The organism is Hymenobacter sp. YC55 (assembly GCF_029433095.1).
Classification (GTDB): domain Bacteria; phylum Bacteroidota; class Bacteroidia; order Cytophagales; family Hymenobacteraceae; genus Hymenobacter.
This window is the reverse complement of sequence record NZ_JARNTX010000002.1, coordinates 231,402-250,058: the sequence shown is the minus strand read 5'-3', so window position 1 is coordinate 250,058 and position 18,657 is coordinate 231,402. Positions and strand designations below refer to the sequence as shown.

General features: G+C 54.9%; 27 protein-coding genes. 12 read left to right on the top strand and 15 right to left on the bottom strand.

Annotated features, from left to right (window positions below):
• Positions 1–77 precede the first annotated feature (77 nt).
• The gene (locus tag P1X16_RS14335; protein WP_277230191.1) at positions 78–929 is read left to right on the top strand and encodes a pirin family protein; all 852 of its coding nucleotides are present in this window, start codon (positions 78–80) and stop codon (positions 927–929) included.
• A 173-nt stretch (positions 930–1,102) separates the two neighbouring features.
• Here the strand turns inward: P1X16_RS14335 and P1X16_RS14330 are convergent, their stop codons facing one another.
• Together P1X16_RS14330 and P1X16_RS14325 are read right to left on the bottom strand one after the other, a co-directional pair.
• Positions 1,103–2,179 (bottom strand): NADH:flavin oxidoreductase/NADH oxidase, encoded by a 1,077-nt coding sequence (locus P1X16_RS14330; protein ID WP_277230188.1) that lies wholly within the window; start codon positions 2,177–2,179, stop codon positions 1,103–1,105.
• Between the two features lie 134 nt (positions 2,180–2,313).
• Entirely contained in the window at positions 2,314–2,595 is a 282-nt protein-coding gene (locus tag P1X16_RS14325) for a hypothetical protein (protein WP_277230187.1), read from the bottom strand.
• A 341-nt stretch (positions 2,596–2,936) separates the two neighbouring features.
• Between P1X16_RS14325 and P1X16_RS14320 the strand changes: the two genes are divergently transcribed.
• Both P1X16_RS14320 and P1X16_RS14315 read left to right on the top strand, forming a co-directional pair.
• On the top strand, positions 2,937–3,407 hold the full coding sequence (locus P1X16_RS14320) for an SUKH-3 domain-containing protein (RefSeq protein WP_277230182.1): 471 nt from the start codon (positions 2,937–2,939) through the stop codon (positions 3,405–3,407).
• Positions 3,408–3,543: 136 nt separating this feature from the next.
• A complete protein-coding gene (locus tag P1X16_RS14315) occupies positions 3,544–4,098 on the top strand; it encodes a GNAT family N-acetyltransferase (protein WP_277230179.1) in 555 nt (184 codons plus the stop codon).
• Between the two features lie 68 nt (positions 4,099–4,166).
• On the opposite strand, the gene P1X16_RS14310 is transcribed toward P1X16_RS14315, so the two are convergent.
• A complete protein-coding gene (locus tag P1X16_RS14310) occupies positions 4,167–4,568 on the bottom strand; it encodes a hypothetical protein (RefSeq protein ID WP_277230176.1) in 402 nt (133 codons plus the stop codon).
• A gap of 260 nt (positions 4,569–4,828) precedes the next feature.
• Positions 4,829–5,614: a PPK2 family polyphosphate kinase gene (locus P1X16_RS14305; RefSeq protein ID WP_277230173.1), complete on the bottom strand. Its 786-nt coding sequence runs from the start codon at positions 5,612–5,614 to the stop codon at positions 4,829–4,831.
• Positions 5,615–5,956: 342 nt separating this feature from the next.
• Here P1X16_RS14305 and P1X16_RS14300 point away from each other — a divergent pair, with 342 nt between their 5' ends.
• The gene (locus P1X16_RS14300; RefSeq protein WP_277230170.1) at positions 5,957–6,340 is read left to right on the top strand and encodes an Hsp20/alpha crystallin family protein; all 384 of its coding nucleotides are present in this window, start codon (positions 5,957–5,959) and stop codon (positions 6,338–6,340) included.
• A 169-nt stretch (positions 6,341–6,509) separates the two neighbouring features.
• Here P1X16_RS14300 and P1X16_RS14295 read toward each other — a convergent pair whose 3' ends face one another.
• Entirely contained in the window at positions 6,510–6,833 is a 324-nt protein-coding gene (locus P1X16_RS14295) for a hypothetical protein (RefSeq protein ID WP_277230167.1), read from the bottom strand.
• Between the two features lie 71 nt (positions 6,834–6,904).
• Positions 6,905–7,183 carry a VF530 family protein gene (locus tag P1X16_RS14290; RefSeq protein ID WP_277230165.1) on the bottom strand — a complete coding sequence of 93 codons (279 nt, stop codon included), beginning with the start codon at positions 7,181–7,183 and terminating at the stop codon, positions 6,905–6,907.
• A gap of 108 nt (positions 7,184–7,291) precedes the next feature.
• Between P1X16_RS14290 and P1X16_RS14285 the strand changes: the two genes are divergently transcribed.
• From P1X16_RS14285 to P1X16_RS14275, 3 genes are all read left to right on the top strand, one after another.
• The gene (locus P1X16_RS14285; protein ID WP_277230163.1) at positions 7,292–8,131 is read left to right on the top strand and encodes a glycoside hydrolase family 25 protein; all 840 of its coding nucleotides are present in this window, start codon (positions 7,292–7,294) and stop codon (positions 8,129–8,131) included.
• An 86-nt stretch (positions 8,132–8,217) separates the two neighbouring features.
• Positions 8,218–8,652 (top strand): septal ring lytic transglycosylase RlpA family protein, encoded by a 435-nt coding sequence (locus P1X16_RS14280; RefSeq protein ID WP_277230160.1) that lies wholly within the window; start codon positions 8,218–8,220, stop codon positions 8,650–8,652.
• A 70-nt stretch (positions 8,653–8,722) separates the two neighbouring features.
• Positions 8,723–8,917 carry a hypothetical protein gene (locus P1X16_RS14275; RefSeq protein ID WP_277230158.1) on the top strand — a complete coding sequence of 65 codons (195 nt, stop codon included), beginning with the start codon at positions 8,723–8,725 and terminating at the stop codon, positions 8,915–8,917.
• 79 nt (positions 8,918–8,996) lie between these two features.
• Here P1X16_RS14275 and P1X16_RS14270 read toward each other — a convergent pair whose 3' ends face one another.
• Positions 8,997–9,410: a DUF6799 domain-containing protein gene (locus P1X16_RS14270; RefSeq protein ID WP_277230155.1), complete on the bottom strand. Its 414-nt coding sequence runs from the start codon at positions 9,408–9,410 to the stop codon at positions 8,997–8,999.
• A 160-nt stretch (positions 9,411–9,570) separates the two neighbouring features.
• Here P1X16_RS14270 and P1X16_RS14265 point away from each other — a divergent pair, with 160 nt between their 5' ends.
• The 3 genes from P1X16_RS14265 to P1X16_RS14255 all read left to right on the top strand — a co-directional run bounded on the left by P1X16_RS14265 (position 9,571) and on the right by P1X16_RS14255 (position 11,364).
• On the top strand, positions 9,571–9,912 hold the full coding sequence (locus P1X16_RS14265; RefSeq protein WP_277230150.1) for a DUF3140 domain-containing protein: 342 nt from the start codon (positions 9,571–9,573) through the stop codon (positions 9,910–9,912).
• A 189-nt stretch (positions 9,913–10,101) separates the two neighbouring features.
• Positions 10,102–11,013: a J domain-containing protein gene (locus P1X16_RS14260; protein WP_277230147.1), complete on the top strand. Its 912-nt coding sequence runs from the start codon at positions 10,102–10,104 to the stop codon at positions 11,011–11,013.
• A gap of 18 nt (positions 11,014–11,031) precedes the next feature.
• A complete protein-coding gene (locus P1X16_RS14255) occupies positions 11,032–11,364 on the top strand; it encodes a hypothetical protein (protein WP_277230145.1) in 333 nt (110 codons plus the stop codon).
• A gap of 73 nt (positions 11,365–11,437) precedes the next feature.
• Here the strand turns inward: P1X16_RS14255 and P1X16_RS14250 are convergent, their stop codons facing one another.
• From P1X16_RS14250 to P1X16_RS14220, 7 genes are all read right to left on the bottom strand, one after another.
• Positions 11,438–12,175 carry a ZIP family metal transporter gene (locus tag P1X16_RS14250; protein ID WP_277230142.1) on the bottom strand — a complete coding sequence of 246 codons (738 nt, stop codon included), beginning with the start codon at positions 12,173–12,175 and terminating at the stop codon, positions 11,438–11,440.
• Positions 12,176–12,264: 89 nt separating this feature from the next.
• Positions 12,265–12,567: a hypothetical protein gene (locus P1X16_RS14245; RefSeq protein ID WP_277230140.1), complete on the bottom strand. Its 303-nt coding sequence runs from the start codon at positions 12,565–12,567 to the stop codon at positions 12,265–12,267.
• Positions 12,568–12,838: 271 nt separating this feature from the next.
• Complete coding sequence (locus tag P1X16_RS14240; RefSeq protein ID WP_277230137.1) at positions 12,839–13,099, bottom strand: heavy metal-binding domain-containing protein; 261 nt, start codon at positions 13,097–13,099, stop codon at positions 12,839–12,841.
• Between the two features lie 12 nt (positions 13,100–13,111).
• On the bottom strand, positions 13,112–13,495 hold the full coding sequence (locus P1X16_RS14235) for a hypothetical protein (RefSeq protein WP_277230134.1): 384 nt from the start codon (positions 13,493–13,495) through the stop codon (positions 13,112–13,114).
• 32 nt (positions 13,496–13,527) lie between these two features.
• Positions 13,528–14,151 carry a hypothetical protein gene (locus P1X16_RS14230; RefSeq protein WP_277230131.1) on the bottom strand — a complete coding sequence of 208 codons (624 nt, stop codon included), beginning with the start codon at positions 14,149–14,151 and terminating at the stop codon, positions 13,528–13,530.
• Positions 14,152–14,246: 95 nt separating this feature from the next.
• A complete protein-coding gene (gene nadC, locus P1X16_RS14225) occupies positions 14,247–15,134 on the bottom strand; it encodes a carboxylating nicotinate-nucleotide diphosphorylase (protein ID WP_277230128.1) in 888 nt (295 codons plus the stop codon).
• Positions 15,135–15,337: 203 nt separating this feature from the next.
• On the bottom strand, positions 15,338–15,736 hold the full coding sequence (locus P1X16_RS14220; protein ID WP_277230125.1) for a DUF4783 domain-containing protein: 399 nt from the start codon (positions 15,734–15,736) through the stop codon (positions 15,338–15,340).
• Positions 15,737–15,881: 145 nt separating this feature from the next.
• Between P1X16_RS14220 and gpmI the strand changes: the two genes are divergently transcribed.
• Positions 15,882–17,432, top strand: coding sequence for a 2,3-bisphosphoglycerate-independent phosphoglycerate mutase (gene gpmI, locus P1X16_RS14215; protein WP_277230122.1), 1,551 nt, complete (start codon positions 15,882–15,884; stop codon positions 17,430–17,432).
• A complete protein-coding gene (locus P1X16_RS14210; protein WP_277230120.1) occupies positions 17,425–18,000 on the top strand; it encodes a hypothetical protein in 576 nt (191 codons plus the stop codon). The genes gpmI and P1X16_RS14210 overlap by 8 nt, the downstream gene beginning before the upstream one ends.
• 70 nt (positions 18,001–18,070) lie before the next feature.
• Here the strand turns inward: P1X16_RS14210 and P1X16_RS14205 are convergent, their stop codons facing one another.
• Positions 18,071–18,646 carry a hypothetical protein gene (locus P1X16_RS14205; protein ID WP_277230116.1) on the bottom strand — a complete coding sequence of 192 codons (576 nt, stop codon included), beginning with the start codon at positions 18,644–18,646 and terminating at the stop codon, positions 18,071–18,073.
• Positions 18,647–18,657 lie beyond the last annotated feature (11 nt).

Below are 18,657 nucleotides of genomic sequence, written 5' to 3'. Positions count from 1 at the left end.
AGGACTTGCAAGCCCTAACCCTGCATCAGGTTTTGGAGTTTACCAACCTACTGAACTAGCCACCTCAACCCGCTTTCATGCGCACCATCAAGCAGCAGCACCAAGCCGTCAGCTCGCCCATAGCCGACTTGGTTACGTACCGGGCGTTGCCCACCAATTCGGTGGACCACCTCGACCCGTTCTTGTTTTTGAACCACCACGGCCCGCAGGTGTACCGGCCCAACAACCGGGGTCTTCCTTTCGGGCCGCACCCCCACCGCGGCTTCGAGACGGTGACCTTTATCCTGGAGGGCGACATCATGCACCAGGACACGGGCGGACACCAAAGCATCATCGGGGCGGGCGGCATCCAGTGGATGACGGCTGGCAGCGGCCTGATTCATGCGGAAGTATCGTCGCCGGAGTTTAAGCGCACCGGTGGGCCGCTGGAGATTTTGCAGCTCTGGGTGAACCTACCCGCCAAAGATAAGATGACGGCACCCGCGTACACCGGCTTGCAAGAACCTGAAATCCCGACCGTTACGCTAGACGAAGGCCGCGTAAACATCCATGCCGTATCGGGAGAGTGGGCTGGCACTGCGGGCGCCATGCAGCCGCTCACCGACATTCAGCTCGCCACCATCAACTTCCAGGCGGGCGGTAAATTGCAGCTACCCATTCCCGCCGAACGCACCATCTTCTTCTACACCATTCGGGGCAAGCTGCGCGTGAACGGACAGGAAACCGAAGCCCTTCGCCTCACCGAGTTCAACTACGACGGCGACGAACTGCACATCGAAGCACTATCCGACGCGGTGCTGCTGCTCGGCCACGCGTTGCCGTTCCAGGAGCCTATTGTGGCGGCTGGTCCCTTCGTGATGAACAGCGAAAATGAAATCCGCCAAGCCTACCAGGATTACCAGGCCGGCAAGTTCGGCCGCTGGCAATAGGTGAAGTAGCGAAGATATAAATCAACAAAAAGGGTTGTCATCCTGAGCTTGCGAAGGACCTTACGACAGTAGCACGAGCCGTTGTTACGGCTATCGTTCAAGTGTTATAAAGTCCTTCGCAAGCTCAGGATGACAACCCTTTTGTGGCATTCACCACCTTAATAATCTATTACTTATCTTCTTGGTTGGGCGCGCTCGTATTGAACGGGCCACGTCACCTCGGCCCCCAACTCATGAGCGGCGTGCAACGGGAAATACGGGTCACGCAGCAGTTCGCGGGCAAGCAGCACCAAATCAGCTTGGCCTTTGGCAACAATTTCCTCGGCTTGCGCGGCGGTGGTAATCATGCCCACGGCGCCGGTGGGCACGCCGGTTTCCTCCCGAACGCGGGTAGCAAAGGGCACTTGGTAGCCCGGGCCAACGGGGATGTCGGCTTTGGGTACGTTGCCACCAGTGGAGCAGTCGATTAAGTCAACACCCCGCTCTTTGAGTTGGTGGGCCAGGGCAATAGAATCGTCGATGGTCCAGCCGCCTTCGGTCCAGTCGGTAGCCGAGATGCGCACCAAGAGCGGCAGATGGTCGGGCAGAGCGGCGCGGGTGTCTTCGGTTACTTCCAGCAACAAGCGGCAGCGGTTCTCGAACGAGCCGCCGTATTCGTCGGTGCGGTGGTTGCTAAGCGGCGACAGGAACTCGTGAAACAAGTAGCCGTGGGCAGCGTGCAGCTCAATTACTTGGAAACCAGCTTGCAACGACCGTTGCGTGGCGGCCCGAAAATCAGCTCGCACCTTCTCGATGCCCGCTTTATCAAGCTCTAGCGGAGCTGGCTCGGCGCTCGTAAAGGGTTCGGCGCTAGGCGCTACCGTCAGCCAGCCACCGTCAGACTCGGGCACTACCGTACCTCCTTTCCAGGGACTAGCATGGCTGGCTTTGCGGCCCGCGTGGGCAAGTTGGATGCCAGCTACAGAACCCTGGCTAGCAATAAAATCGGTGATGCGGCGCAGGCCGGCAATGTGGTCGTCCTTCCAGATGCCAAGGTCGTCGGGGGTGATGCGGCCCTCGGGCGAAACGGCCGCGGCTTCACTTATTATCAGGCCGGCGCCACCCACGGCGCGGCTGCCGAGGTGCACAAGGTGCCAGTCGTTGGCGAAGCCGTCCTGGCTGCTGTATTCGCACATCGGCGACACAGTAATGCGGTTGCGAAACGTAACGCCACGCAACGTAAAAGGCGTAAAAAGAGCGGAAACAGACATATGTGCAGACTGAAAATGCGAATGAAATAGTCTGCATTAACTGTTCCGAACGCGCAAGGTTTTGCTTATTTCAAGCCTAACATAGCTTGATGCCGAGCTCTCTGACACCAACACAACTGATACTTAACGGGCTACTACCCGTTTGCGCGCCCCGTTCCGGTGCCCCCTGTGGGCTTCGATTTTTTCTGCTCGGTCTTGGGCTTGCTGGTCTTTAACTCAGGTTTCTGCTTGGTGGCTTTTCGAGAAGAAGCCTCTACATCCAACGTTACGGGGCGCACAGGGGTGCGCGGTTGCATGTCGGCCGGTAGAGGAGGCGTGGCCGGGGGAGGCATAACGGGGGTTCCTTGCGCCTGCGCAGCAGAGGCAATACCTAACCAACAACCGAGTACAACCAAGGAAAACAGCAGCTTTTTCATGGACGGGGAATTTAATTAAGTGTAGCGCCTACCCTTCCACTAACAGCAAGAAAGGCAACTCAGCTAAGAGCATAGCAAAGACTCTATAGCTGCTAGCCTGTTGCATCAATTGCTCGATTTTATATTATCTCAATCCTGATTATCAAGTAAATAAAGGAGCCGTAAGGTCAATTGCCAGTACTGCCTGCACAGCAACTTACAGCTGACCTTTGCTACCTCAACACTTACAAGTTGGTAGTGCACCGAACTGGGTACATTAGAGAATTCCCACATTAAATATTTTTAATTCTATGTATCTCTGTTGCTATCTTACTCCCGGTTCGTGCCTGACTCTGCTCCTCATGTTTGCTTTTTCCAGCGAAGTGCATCACATCATGACGGAAGCTGGCTGGTTTCCGGGGCGCAACGTCGATACGCAGTTGTATCGGCAGCAGGCTAGCCGATTGCAGTTACCCTGGCTGCCGGCCGCCGACAAGTTTCTGCGGGAATTCGGTGGCCTTTCATGCTATTTCACTCGCCACGACCATAGCACTAGTCAGGCTTTTTTCGAGGTAGAAAGAGGCGCCGCATTTCCTGATTTGCCACACCTGCTGCACGAGTACAGTCCGCGCGTCCCGCACCAGGCGTTGAGTGTAGTGGGCTTAGCTTATTCGGACCCGTTGTGCTTGCTTATGGACCAGCAAGGTGCCCTTTACGGTGCCTTCGCCGGCGGATTTTACTTCATTGCTCAAGAAGGTGCAGCTGGTATAGAATCTATTCTGTTGGATTGGCCTTTCAGAGAGATTCCGCCCTTGTTCGCCAACGAAAGGTAGTGGCGCTTGTTGTTGGCTGTATGCTAGCTGGCTGAGCGCCTTGCGTGGGCCGTTTAGTCGTAATTCCGTCAGTGGGTTAGCTAGTAACGGCACGCCTTACCTGCTACCTAGCCGGCTAGTACGCGTATATTCCGGCATGATTCCGCTCATTCATCAAACACCCCGGCTCACGCTGCTAGCGGCCAGCCGGGCTCTTCTTACCGCTGAACTACACAAACCGCGCTATTTCCCCGTCCTGCTCGGCGCGGCCCTACCTACCGACTGGCCACCCGGCGAGTACGACGAGGACGCCATGCGCTTTTTCCTCGACCAACTCACGGCCGGGGGCCGCACCGCCGCTGGCTGGTACGGCTGGTACGCCATCCGCAAAGCCACCCCTACCTCACCCAAAACGCTTGTTGGTGCCGGTGGCTTCATGGGCCCACCTGATGCCAGCGGAACTGCCGAAATCGGCTACTCCATAGCCGCCGATTGGCGCGGCCAAGGCCTAGCCACCGAACTGGTAACCGGCCTGATCGAGCAGGCGGAGCGTACGGGCATGGTGCGCCGTCTAGTAGCCCACACCCTCCCCGACAATCCGGCTTCGCAGCAGGTGTTACTCGGCAACGGTTTCCAGGCCATGGGACTTGATGCAGAAGGCCGTATGCGCTTCGAGCGAATCGTGGAGCCCGTCGTATTACCACTGTTATAGCCTATTAGCTTACCCTAAAATTCTGAGTAGGAGTGCAAGTAGAATCTGAACATGGTGATGCCAGCTTCTCAATTGCCTTCCGTTACAGTAGTTTCCTGTGCTCCACTCGTAATGCTCTCTGATGTACTTATCCGGGTGTGCTCCATCATCATATCCACAGCATTACTTCCCTCTATTAATTTAGCCTGCTGACGCGCTAGTTCTGTTACTAGTGCCACTTGAGCAGGCTCTTGGGATTTGCTAGGATCAAGTTGATCTAGCGCCTGTTGAATAGCTTCACTCTGCTGTATCAGTCGCTGTAGTCCCATTCTGGCAATATTGCCTTGCTCTCCAGATTTAGCAATCTGTTGCTGTTTAGCGAGTAATTGTTGGTGTTCTTGCCGAATATATGCAATCCGTGGATCTACCTTGGTGGCAAAGCCACACGATTCTAAACAAAGCAGGACAGCAAGAAAGAGAACAGGTTTCATAAAAAGACAGCAAAGTGTAAATAAAATAAGTTTGGGATCGATGCGCAGACAAAAAGTCAAATAAGTATTTGATTACAAGACAACAACTCTGTTACCAGTTATCCTACTGATTTGACAGACAGGTAGCATCTTGATGAAACTATAGCGTCACGCAATCATAGTGGGATATAAGATCTAGTAAGTGAAGCTTAAGGTAAGACATACTTAGTAGATTAATATTTAACAAGGTATTATTGAACAGTACACTTACTACCTATTTTTCACCTAGTGGCTTTGGCTTTTGGGCGCTCTTCCTTCGAGGATGGGTATTGCGGATCAAGCTGTACGAGGGTGTCGTGCAGTGTTTTGGCCACGGCGTAGGCTTTGTACCAGTTTTGGTCGGCAGGTATTAGTTGCCAAGGGCAGCTGCTTGGATTGCAGTGCTCGAATACGTCTTCATACACGGCTCGGTATTCAGGCCACTGCTTGGCTTTGTCTTCGTCACCAGCTTCGTATTTCCAGCGTTTTTCGGGGTCGGTCACACGTTCAAGCAGCCGTTCCCGCTGCTCCTTCTCCGATACATGCAGGTAAAACTTAAGTATTGTGGTGCCGGCTTGCTGTAAAAGCTTCTCGAAGTTATTGATGGCTACAAACCGACGCCGCGCATCTTCGGGGGTTATTAAACCCTGCACCCTGGTCACTAGCACATCTTCGTAGTGGGAGCGGTTGAACACATGAATCATGCCTTTAGGCGGCACTTGCTGATGCACGCGCCACAGGAAGTCATGGGACAGTTCTAGTTCGGTGGGTTCCTTAAACGAATGCACCCGTACACCTTGCGGATTGAGGCCACTAAATACCCGCCGGATCAGGCCGTCTTTGCCGCTGGCATCCATTCCCTGCAACACGACCAAAACGCTGCGTGTGTTCTCGGCATATAGGCGGTCCTGCAATGCAATCAATTCTTGCTTGATGCTCTTCATCTGCCGGAGGGTGGCAGTTTTGTGGAATTCGGCGGGGGCGTGGCTGGGCAGTTTGGCTAGGTTGAAGGCGTCAGCAGTTTTCATGGACAAAGGCAGAGGATATGAGCGAGATTACCTTTCAACGTAGCTTGACGCACGAAAGGTGGCTATAACTCAACTACTGCTTCTGCATACAACGTGAAATAGGCCGCTTAATCGTACCTGAGCGTCCTTAAAAGACCTTTACGAATGGCCTGACAAACCCGCCTAAGGTGTCTGCTCGCTCGCGAAAACACTTCTTTTTATCCGACACAATGGCCGATATACCCTAATTATCGGGCTTTAACACCTGCCTTTCTGTCCGAAACAGGTGCCTTACCTTACCCCCTCATTGTTGGTACACAGTTTGTATAATCCCTCGTGTAACTACGAAAGGAGACACAACCAATGAACCTGATAAGCAGAGAATTCATCCGCAACATGGCCCCGCAACTCGACCTGCTCAACACGTTGGGCGGTGGTATTGCACAAGCCCAGATGCGCGTTGATAAGCTAAAGAAAGGCGTGGTTATTCGGGTAGCAGCTCCCTCTGTTAGCCCCGAGAATATCCACGTCGTACTCAACAACAACCGGATGACGGTGTACGGCGAATTTCGCCACCAGCCAGAAGACCAGTTGGGCGCGCCGCTCTTCACGCGCATCCTCGACTTGCCCGCCAATTTGGACTTGTCGCGTATCGATGCCATTCACGAGAACAACGAATTGCAAGTGCGCATTCCCTACCTGGATCCTAGCAGCCAACAGCGCGAAATCGAAATCAAGCAGCGTTAATCTTTATTAACGCTTGCCTATAACGCCGGGACCGACCGGCACCTTTTCTCAACAGCCACTGCCTCCCGCGGTGGCTTTTTTTTGCCCCTTACTTTTCGAGCTAACCAGCCGTGCTGTACTGATGCCCACCAATCGGGGCTCTGCCTCAAGCTCTTTTAACTATCCTCGGTTAATCGAACAGCGGAATCAGCAGCAGAAACCCCATTACCAGCGACAAATAAAACCAGCCCATTACTTGTCCCCGATACCGCCGCGGCAATTGGTTGCTGAGCGTTAGCACGGCTACCACTACCAGGGCCAAGTGCAGCAGTAGAAATACCACCGTTTTCACCCAATTGGGTACAATGGTGTTTTCGGGCTGGAGCTGGTTGGACATTCCAAGCGGCGATGTTGCCCACCGGAGCAAGTAGTAAGCTGCCGTTTCAAAAACGACGAACAGCACGAAGCCTACCAGCAGCGCCAGCGGACCAGATTTCTCAGTAACATCGGCCATAGGTGGCGAACAAATAAATGAACGTGTATAGGCTTGGAATAAGCTGCGGGCTAAGCACTTGCATCTAGCAATTACTTCTGTCTGGCGTTTACTTCGGCAGTACGGGTATCAATGTACAACGCCTCCACTTTGGCGCGAGCCCAAGGCGTGCGGCGCAGAAAAGTGAGGGTTGATTTCACACTCGGGTTTTCCACAAAACAGTTCATGCGCAGCCGCTGATCCAAGCCCGACCAGCCGTAGTGCGCTTGCAAATACTCGACAATAGCTGCCAGCGTAACGCCGTGCAGCTCACGGATGAGGTGCCCGTTTTCGTCGCGGGCATCAGAAGCAGAAGAGGCAGGTACCGACATAGCAAACAAGGAAATAAAACGTGGGACAAGGTCGTAAAAAAGCAGGCACTAACTGGTAGTTTACGCTACGAAGACACTAGTTCAACGCGCGCCGTCGTTACTTTTGCCATGACCACTCTCATGAAACGCCGCCCTGCTCCTCCTGCGTCTCCCGCCCCGTGGCGTCCGGTGCTCCGCTGGATGGGCCTGCTACTGCTGGTGGCGTCGTTGGTGTTCTACGGGTACTATCGGCGCCAGCTGCACCGCCACGCGCGCCGGGCGTGGGCATCTTTCGTGAGTGGGCACCTAACTGGGCGCGAGAAAACGCCGTTGCTAGCCGGCTATGCCGTGCATGGCATTGATGTGTCGGCCTACCAGGGCCGCATCGATTGGAAAGAAGTATCGCGCAACCATGTAAAGTTCGCTTTCATCAAAGCCACGGAAGGTGTTACGATGCGCGACTCTCGCTTCCAGCGCAACTGGAACGCCGCTCACAAAGCCGGTATCTACCGCGGTGCCTACCATTACTTCCAACCCACTTACGATGGCGCACGGCAAGCCAACCTTTTCACCCGCACCGTGCCGCTAGCCCCCGGCGACCTGCCCCCGGTGCTCGATGTCGAGCACGCCGAGTTTCATGATGTGTCCGTCATGCGCCGCAACGTGGCGGTATGGCTGCGGCTAGTTGAGCGTCACTACGGGGTGCGCCCCATCCTGTACTCCAACTACAGCTTCTACAAGCGCTACCTCGCCGGCCACTTCGACAAGTACCCGCTCTGGCTGGCCCATTATGAGGTCGACCAACCCCGCTTGCCACGCGAAAAGTGGATCATCTGGCAGCACTCCGACGAATCCTACATTCCAGGTATTCGCGGCACCGTAGACTTCAACGTGTTTCAAGGCAGCTTCGAAAGCTTACTAGCCCTGCGCATTCCCAATAAGGCCGTTACCACGCAACCCGCCAAGTAAGCTACCTGCTTTGCTATTCCGGCCGGAGGTGATACTGGCAAAGCCGCACTATGTAGCTGGACTGTATATCTTTGGGCTACTACCTTATGAAGATTTTTCCCGTCTCTGCTCACCTACTGCGCCCGCAACGCCCCCGTGCCCGGCGCTTTTCTGCCTGCTCGTGGCTAGTCCTGTTTGTGCTAACCTGTTTGCTAGGAGCTTGCTCCGGCGGCAAATCCGCTTTTACGCAAAGCGGACAGGGCTCCTACTACGCCGACAAGTTTGAAGGACGCAAAACGGCTAGCGGCACCACTTACCGGGGCAGCAAGCGCACGGCAGCGCACAACACGCTGCCATTCGGCACTGTGATTCGCGTTACGAATCCTCGCAACCACCGCTCCGTAAAAGTTACCGTCACCGACCGGGGCCCGCACGCCAAGGGCCGCATAGTGGACCTCTCCCGAAAAGCCGCTCGTAAAATCGGTATTATCGACGCTGGCGTGGCGCCGGTGCAACTGCAAGTGGTGAAAAAGAAAAGGTAGCCTGCTTCGGCAAGTACCTGCTGACCGGCAATAACGCGTACGACATTCAGCCATCATTCAACAAACCCCCATGCGCATCCGCAAAAAAGTAGCTTGGCAGGTGCCGGTGAAGCCGGGCCGCTTCCTTGCGCTTGAAGCTTTTATAAAAGCTGCCGAGGCCCAAAGCTGGACCGAGGCCGAAGTACAATTCGTAATCAACGAGGTAGTGGAAGCCAAGGACGATGCCGAGGCTCTAGAAATTTTGCAGGACTATTCGCAACGCTAAAACGTTGGTAGCTACCCAGCAAAAGCGGCCCAGATTGTATAGTCCGGGCCGCTTTTGCTTGCGTGAAATAACAACGGGCTTACCGGCCCTTTTTCTTTTTTGATTTCGACTTGCTGTTGTCTCGGGTAGCCTGGATCAGGCTGTCTTGCTGCGCTTTGGCGGCGGCCGTAGTCAAACGCCCTGATAAAGACAGATAGTCGCCTTCCTTTAGGGTAGCCGTAGTGCCATCGGCCATGGTTACGGTGCCATCCGGCTTGATCTTGGTGCCGTTGACGAGAGCCGCTTCCTGGGTAACGGGGTTGGTGATGCCGCTCTGGGTCATCAGCAACTTGCCGTCTTTCATCGTCACCCCGTCCTTGATGCTAGCGCCTGTGCTAACAACTTTGGCCTTGGGCTGCACCGGCTTGCGGGGCGGTATCTTGGTTTGGGCCTGCGCGGCTACGCTGCCCAATCCGAGCAGCAAAGCCAAAGCGAAAGTGGAAGTTTTATTCATAGAAGCAGGGAAAGAAAACGAGATGGGGAAATAATAACAGCGTAACATACAAAAGAAGGGCCAGTTCCATTTCAGCAACCCAGCTCCACACTACTTCGTTTGCCTATCTACCACGGCTTGTTTGCTGGAGGATATTTCCCACTATTACAGCTTACTACGTATGAGTTCAGCACCCAAAACAGACGATACTATTTACGCTCAATTTAAAGCGGATGTCAACATGACGGCCAGCGAGCTAGAGAAATGGCTGAAAACCGAAGAGTCGAACTCGGTAGGTCAGGACAGCGGCGACGGCCAGAGCATCGGGCACAAATCCGGCGAGCATATCATCCGCATCCTACAGAAAAAGCAGGCCGACCTCACCCCCGATGACGAAGCCCACATGCACAAGGTGCACAGCTACGTTAGCCGCCACTCCGCCCAGAAGCCTGACTCCGATATCGAGCACTCCCGCTGGCGTTATTCGCTTATGAATTGGGGCCACGACCCAACAAAGAAGTAATACGCCTTACTACCATAAGATTGCTACGGCCCCGGTTTGTCTAACCCAGACGAGCTGGGGCCGTGTGTTTATTGGGATCAAGAAAGCTTTTTCACGGGTTGAAATGGCGCGGCGTAACATAAATCCGTAAAGTTGTCGTAGGCGGCATATCGTTTTTCGCTTCTGTCTTTACTGCCGCTATTTTGCCGCATGGAATACAAGGATTATTACAAGGCGCTGGGCGTAGATAAAAACGCCACCACCGACCAAATTAAGAAAGCCTACCGCAAGCTGGCCCGCCAATATCACCCCGACGTGAACCCCAACAATCCGGATGCGGAGCGTAAGTTCAAGGAAGTGAACGAGGCCAACGAAGTGCTTTCGGACGAAGAAAAGCGGCGTAAGTACGATGAACTAGGGGCCGATTGGCAACGGTATCAGCAGGCCGGCGCGGGCCGAGGCCAAGCACAAGGCGGCTTCGACTGGTCGCAGTACGCGCAGCAAGGCGGGTTCAGCAGCGCCGATTTCGGCGACGGAGCCGATTTCTCGGACTTCTTCGGCTCTATCTTCGGCAACATGGGCGGCCGCGCTGGCGGCTCCAAAGCGGGTGCTGGCTCCGACTATCAAGCCGAACTAGAACTGACGCTGGAAGACGCCTACCGCGGCGGCCCGCGCACACTCAACGTGAACGGCAAAAGCCTGCGCATCACTATTCATCCGGGCGTGGAAGACGGCCAAACCATCCGGCTGCGCGACCAAGGGGCTCCGGGCCGCAACGGCGGACCCAACGGCTCGCTCTACATCACGCTACGCGTGCTGCCCGACCCACGCTTTGCTCGCAACGGCAACGACCTCACGCAGGAAGTACAAGTACCGCTCTACCGCGCCTTGCTAGGCGGCGAGCAAGTGGTAGATACTTTATCGGGGCCAGTGAAAATCAACATCAAGCCCGAAACGCAAAACGGAACCCGCCTGCGGCTGCGGGGCAAAGGCTTTCCGGTGTACCGCAAAGAAGGCCAGTTTGGCGACTTGTACCTCCGCCTCACAGTACAGCTTCCGCAGCAGCTCACCGACAAAGAGAAAGAGCTGATTCGGCAGCTAGCCGCCCTGCGCAACGACTAACCCCGCGACCTAAACGCTATGAAAACCCACATCATCAGCATCACCTACCACGACTGTGCTCTGCGCTACGGTCTAAGTGAGAACGACTTGCGAGAATTCGCCGATCTAGGGCTGCTTGACACCGACTCCGCTACCGGCACCATCCACGACGAGCCGGAGCATCTGGCCCGGTTGGCCCGCTTGCGGCATGAGTTAGGCTTAAGCAAAGAAGGCATCGACATTGTGCTGGCTATGCGGCAGCGGCTGCTTTCCCTACAGCACGAGCTCATGCTCCAGCGCGCCCGCGCCCGACAGTTCGAGCACCTACTAGGCAGCACCGGCCCCACCCTCGACGCCGACGATTGGCTATAGAGTAGCGGAGTAAATAGGTAAGTCGTTCGCCTTATCAAACGGCATTACTCAACTACTCCGCTATTCCGTTGCCTTACAGGAGTTCCACCCCTAGCGCTAAAGCAGTGCCAGCCAGGGTAGCAACCAGTTTGGGCAAATTGAGGCGATGCTCAGGGCTGGTTTCGAAGAGGATAGTGGTGGAAACGTGAAGGAAGTTGCCGGCTACAAAGCCAAGTAGTGCCGCATACAAGCCCCCGGTTAAAAGCTGGTCCAATACCACGTAATTACTGACTACAATGCCCACGGGAGCTGCCAGCGCAAAAAGCACCAGAAACGGCAGTGCCCGCCGGAAGCTACCGAGCCGCAATACCAGGGCCGCTACCAGCGCAAAAGCCGCCGGGATATGGTGTAAGGCTACACCGGTCAGGATAGCGTAGAAGTTGTCACTTACGGTGCCTACTACGGGCGCTTTCACCAAGATGCTGCCCTCCAAGAAGGAGTGAATCAGCAGCGAAAACAACAACAGAAACGGTACGTGTCCGGCATGTGAGGTATGATGGTGAACATGCCCGTGCTCCACGCCTTGCGAAAATACTTCCAGTACCAACTGGCCGAAAAAGCCTGCTAACACAAAGTAGCCAATGCGGTGCATGTCGCCGGGCACCAGCAGCAGGGCCTCAGGCAGCAAATGGGTGATAGTAAGCGTAAACAGATAAGCGCCGCTAAAAGCTAGCAGTGGCTTCATCCAGGTAGTACTGGCCGTTGGTACCAATTGGGTGGCCCAACCGGCTCCCAACACAGTACAGAACAACAGCAGAACGGCAAACCACATAGAGGGACAGGAAACTTGATGTAAAATTTAGTGGCCGCTTCTGGTTCTTTACCTTATTAATCAGCCGTTTATTATCTCAGTCGTCTGCTTTATTTTGGCAGTGGGTTGCGCATGTCAGGCACACGAAAGTAAAGCCGTATGTACTGCGGCACCGCCGCAATGCTTCCTGCCGATAACTCCAACCTTCTTACTTGATAGTTTCGCTCACCTGATTGCAGCGCATGCTGCCCTTCGCTGCCCGCCAAGTCCAGTATGTGTGCGTCGGGCTTAGAGTGCAAGTGGTCTTGCAGCGCATCAATGAATATGCTGGCCTTGGTGAAGCTCCGGCTGTGGTACAGCGAATTAGACCAAGTGCTAAACCACTCGGGCTCAGGCGCGGCAATTTGTGACATAAGCAAACAGAAGCAGGCGCAGCACCCACAAGGCTAGCCTACATAACTCGTAGAGGTTCCTTGGTTATGAGCGCCAAAGAAGCGCTTATTCCAAATAGCTAAAGCTTTATATCACCACAAAGGCTAATAGGCTCCAGCTCGCTGTACGAACTTATTATGCAACAATGTTACAAAATAGTTGCAACATAGGTGCACTTGTGAAAGATGAAGAGGAACCCAGGTAGCGTATTCGCCACTCAGGTTCCTCTTTATCTTTCAGTTAATCAGCTACCTATTGCGCAGCGGGCTTATGGTCGGGATTAGGCTCCAAAGCCATATCGCACACGGGGCATTTGCCGGGCTCGTTGCTAGCACTGCCTTCACAGCCCATTGGGCAGATGTAAGCAGCCGCCAAAGCCGGCGCTTTTTCGGCGCTGTCTACTGCTGGCGCGGTAGTAGAGGTAGCAGGTTTGCTCTCACAGCCCACCGACAAGCCAATACCAGTTGTTAGCAGCACGGCCACGGCAGTACGCCTCAACGAGAATCCTCTCATGCTTTGCAACACTTATTCGTGGGGCTGAGCCTTGTTGACAGCCGGAGCTGGCTCGTCTTCAGGCTTCACTGGTTTGCCGCCCGCCTCGGCGCGGTCTTCGGCGCGCTTAGTTACTTCTGCCTTCTTAGCATCAGCCGATACGTTGGCGTCAGCGCTGGGCCGTTCCCGGCCTTCTAAGTCTACGTGCGAGCTAATTGGACGCTCAATGGCCCCGCCTTTGCTTTGGTCGGCGGCAGCCGCCGTATGCTGGTCGAAGTTGTCGGAAGAGCGGGAGCCGGGCTCTACCATATCCACCGACACTTTATTCTCGGGCCGCCAATCGGAAGGTTCGCTGCTGCAAGCGGCTAGGGAAAGTGTGGCTACGGCCAGGGCGGAAAGCACAAGTTGCTTGGTCATATTGTTGGGTTGTTGATTGTTAAGTAGTTGGCCTACGACGCTTTTTCTTCAACTGGCAGCAAGTTCTTGCGGCGCAACATCGATTCGAACAGCTTCTGGTCGTTAGGCGAGTTGAATACTTTAAACGGAACGTGCAGGAACATGGGGGTCTCGAAGGTACGGGCTACCCAGCCGCGCCAGCCAGTTATGTCGGCCGGTGGATCTTGGTTGCGGAACCAGAGCAAATAGCCGTCGGGCTCGCGCTTCACGCGCCCAATCATTTCCCAGTTCACGCCCATTCCGCGACCTTCTTTCTCGTTTTGCATCAAGCCGATTTGCCGCTGGTCGATAACGTAGCTCATCCGCTCGAACAGCGGTTTGGTCTGCTCCATCTGCGTGACGGCCGTAATCTGAGAAGAGCGCAGCAGCACGTAGAGCAGCGCCAGTACCAAGCCAGCCACCAGCCACCACCACGAGGGCCAGATAGCAGCAGGCAATACGCCCACCGCAAACGGGATTAAGGCAAACCACCACTCCTTGCGCCACACGTGGCCCATAGCCACACGGGTGTAAAGGTTGGAGTCGAGTTGATGCTTTTTAGTGCGAATGGCCAACGGCGAGCCGGCTTGCACCTGCTGTTGCTGCCGATAGCCTCCGCGTTGATTAGGTTGTTGCATTTTCTTGGCTGGTTGAATTGCTGTATAACAAATGGTTGGATGTTGTAATGGCTCGATGAACGGTCAACCATTTAACCATTCAGCAATTCAACCACTTAGTAAGCTTTTAAACTCAGGTCGAGACTTTTAGTTGAGTGGGTGAGGGCTCCCACGGAAATAAAATCGACCCCCGAGGCGGCTACCTCGGCAATGGTATGCTCGGTGATGCCGCCGCTGGCTTCGGTCGGGAAGCGGCCATTAATGAGTTGCACCGCCTCGCGCAGTTCGGTAGGTGACATATTGTCGAGCATAATGCGGGAAACGCCGCCAGTATCGAGTGCCTGCTGCACTTCTGCCAAGCTGCGCGTTTCGATTTCAATAGGCAACTGTCGGCCGGTTTGGCGGAGATACGCCTGGGTGGCCTCAATAGCCTGCCGAATACCACCTGCGTAATCGACGTGGTTGTCCTTGAGGATAATCATGTCGAAGAGGCCATAGCGGTGGTTGACGCCGCCCCCGATAAGTACCGCCCATTTCTCGCATAGCCGAAAGTTAGGCGTGGTTTTGCGGGTGTCGAGCAAGCGGGCTTTGGTTCCGGCCAGCAGCGTAGATATGTGCGCCGTCTTGGTAGCAATGCCGCTCATGCGCTGCATGCAGTTGAGTACCAGCCGCTCTGCCGTCAGGATGCTCTGGGCGCGGCCTTCCACCGTCAGTACCACGTCACCGTGCTTTACGCGGGCGCCGTCGGCAAGCAGTTGTTCTACCTGCAGAGTTGGATCTACTTCCCGGAATATTAAATGTGCTAGCTCTACTCCGGCCAGTACGCCCTCATCTTTCACCAGCAGCCGGGCCCGCTTCTGCGCGTCAGCCGGAATTGAGGCTAGAGAAGAATGGTCACCGTCGCCCACGTCTTCAGCAAGAGCTGTGCGGATGAAAGTAGATAACGCTTCGGGGGTGAGGTAGGAGGGTTTTTGCACGGCGCAAAAATAGTGAAAAGGGCTCATTACGCGGTTATCATACGCAAGTCCACCCCATAAGCTATTCCCTACCTATGCCGTATTCCTTTTACGCAAAGTCTCTAAACGCAATAAACCCCTGACAACTATAGCAGTTCCAGGGGCTTATTGAAAAGAAAATCTAATTGCGAGGTAAATCGACAAGCTGACTTGTCGATGTAGAGAAAGGGCTATTTAAATGAGCCTACCTATCATTCTTTGGTGAAGGCCATGTTTTCGATTTTCAAGGCACCACTGGCGTTTTGCATCTTCACAATCACACGATACATGGCGTCTTTGCTCTTATACTTCCCTACTGCATAAGGAATTCCGCCATCACTGCCACCTTGGTGAACTATCTCGAAGCTGGCAGGTGCCGTTTTGGCGAAAAAGTCTTTCATGACAAATTCGGCCTGCGTGGCACTATAGCTTTGCCGGTCGCCGTCGATGCTGATTTCAACTGTAGCGCCGAAGTATTGCGATAGTTCCTTGGAGGAAGCATTGCGCAAAGCTCCACTAATAGAGCCAAATACGTCGCCTTGCGCTTGCCCTACCGCCGACAGCAACAAGAGCCATCCGCACACGAGAGCCTGAAAAAGAATGCGTTTCATTTTAGAGTATAGAATGCATCATGCGGTACGCGAAAATTATGCCAACCCCTGCCTACGTACCTCTAACCCCTCAGGTTATTTCCACTAAGCGTAGGTTAAACAATAAAATACCGTTGGTACGGCGCTGACAGCCTATCTTTGTGCCATGAACAAGCAGGTATTGTTGGTGATTCTCGATGGCTGGGGTCTGGCCAAGAACAAAGAGGTTTCGGCAGTTGATAAAGCGCAAACCCCTTTTGTTGATTCGCTGTTTCAGCGGTTTCCGCACAGCAAGTTGCAAGCATCCGGCGAAGCCGTGGGCCTCCCTGATGGCCAAATGGGTAATTCCGAGGTCGGGCACATGAATATTGGCGCCGGCCGCGTGGTGTACCAAGAGCTGGTTCGCATCAACAAGGCTATCCGGGAGCGGAAGCTAGGCTCTATTCCAGCCCTAGAAAAAGCGTTTGAATATGCCCGTACCAGCGGCAAGACCCTGCACTTTATGGGCTTGCTTTCTGATGGCGGCGTGCACTCGCACATCGAACACCTGAAGGCCCTCTGCACCCTGGCCCATGATGCCGAAGTACACAAGGTCTTCATCCATGCCTTCACCGACGGCCGCGACACCGACCCCAAGGGCGGCGTAGGCTACGTCAACGACTTGGAGCAGCACTTGCAACACGGCGCTAGTGGCAAGATTGCCTCGATTGTGGGCCGCTACTACGCCATGGACCGCGACAACCGCTGGGAACGGGTGAAAGTAGCGTATGATCTGCTGGTGAACGGCAAAGGCACGCCTTCGCAGAACCTGATTCAGAGCATGCAGGATTCTTACAAGGAGGGCGTTACCGACGAGTTCCTGAAGCCGATTGTGAAGGTAGGCGCCGACGGGACCCCGCTGGCTACCATCCAGGAAGGCGACGTGGTCATCTGCTTCAACTTCCGCACCGACCGGGGCCGCGAAATCACGCAGGCGCTAACGCAGCAGGACTTCAATGCCTTCCAGATGCACCGGCTGAACCTGCACTACCTCACCATGACCAACTACGACGCCACGTTTACGGGCGTCACCCCTATTTTCGAGAAAGACAACCTCGAAAATACCTTGGGCGCGGTGCTCGAAGCCAACGGTAAAAAGCAGATCCGCATTGCCGAAACCGAGAAGTACCCGCACGTTACGTTCTTCTTTTCAGGAGGCCGCGAAACCGAATTTGTTGGCGAAAGCCGCCTTCTGCGCCCTTCGCCCAAAGTAGCTACGTACGACCTGCAACCCGAAATGAGTGCCGCCGACCTGCGCGACGCACTGGTGCCGGAGCTGCAAGCCAAGTCGGCTGACTTTGTGGTGCTCAACTTCGCCAACCCCGACATGGTGGGCCACACCGGCGTGTTTGATGCCGTGGTACGCGCCGTAGAAACGGTAGATGCTTGCGCCAAAGCAGTAATAGAAGCGGCCTTAGCTAGCAACTACGCCTGCATCGTTATTGCCGACCACGGCAATGCCGAATTCATGATTAACCCTGACGGCTCGCCTAACACGGCTCACACCACTAATCTGGTACCCTGCATCTTGGCCGACACCGACTACCACGGCACCCTCGCCGACGGCAAGCTCGGTGATATTGCCCCCACTGTATTGGCGTTGATGGGCTTACCCCAACCTGCCGACATGACCGGTGTGAGCTTGTTGCAGCCCCAAGGAACCGCAACTCGTGCGTAAAGGCAACTGGTTAGGCGTATTGTTACTACTCGCCACCTGTGGGCCGGGCGAGGATGCAACTGTGCGTCCTACCCCCGCCAACCGCAAGCCCAATTACTTCGATGTCAAAGGGTTTCTGGATAGCCAGGTGGCAATGCTCAACCGCCAGCAGCCAGTTGTGGAGAAGCAGGTGCGCCTGCGCGACGGAAAACTGGAAACCACGCGGGTCACCAAGACGGACTGGAGCAAGGAGCTGCAAATCTTCTATCAAGCTGACATCAACAAGCCGGCGCTGCGCGGCGCGTATGAGGTAGTGCCCGTTAATCAAGCCAATAGCTCAAGCACTACTTACAAGAAAAAGCCAGCTGTAGAGGCTTCGGTGCGAGAATTGGTTGTTGGTAAGGCCACGGACCATCCCGAAGCTATTACGGCCACTATAATTCAGGATAACCCGCTGTTCTACTCGGAAAAGAAGCTACAGCTTCAGGCAGATAGCAATGGCCTACGGAGCTACAGCGTAGAAGGTATCCAAAAGCTGGTAATGTTCGACACTGTGCGGTACACAGTGCGGACACGGGTAGTGCAGTAAGACAACTGTCATGGCGAGGCAGGAGGAATCTGAGACACCACTAGATTCCTCCTGCCTCGCCATGACAAGCTTAATCCAAGTACGGCTGCACGCGGGCTTGGCTGGGCTGCCCGGCAGTGAAGGTGGCAGAAACCATGTTGGCGTGGTCGGTGTCGCGGAGGCGGAGTTGCCCGCAAGGTCCGCCACTCTGCCGCGCCGACTCATTAAGCGTGAGGCGCAAACGCTGCCCATATGCGGGCTTGAAGTTGGTAATGACAGCCTGCCGTAGCAGGTCCTTTTCTGGCGAGTGGTAGAACTCGAAGGAGTTGCCTTGGTGCTGCAGCGTAAGAATAGTATCGGTCTGTCCGGCTTCGTGCAGGTTAGCAAAGGCTTTGCGGCTCACAATTTTAGCGCCGGAGCGCAGCAATTCCTCTACAGTTGGTTCCGCCCCAAAAGGCTGTCCCGCTAACGTGTCGTTGGTAAGAGTGCAGGATGCTTTAGGCGCCGCAGGTGGCGGCGGAGTAGTCGGCTGGCGACGCTCTTGTTTGGGCTTAGAGGCAACGGTTGCAGGCGGGTCCTTGGCCTCGCAGCTTGATAGCCCTAGCACCACATACAGTAGTAGAACCGGGTAATTGAGCTTACGGAAGGACAGCAGAGCAGACTCCATGGGATGCGAAA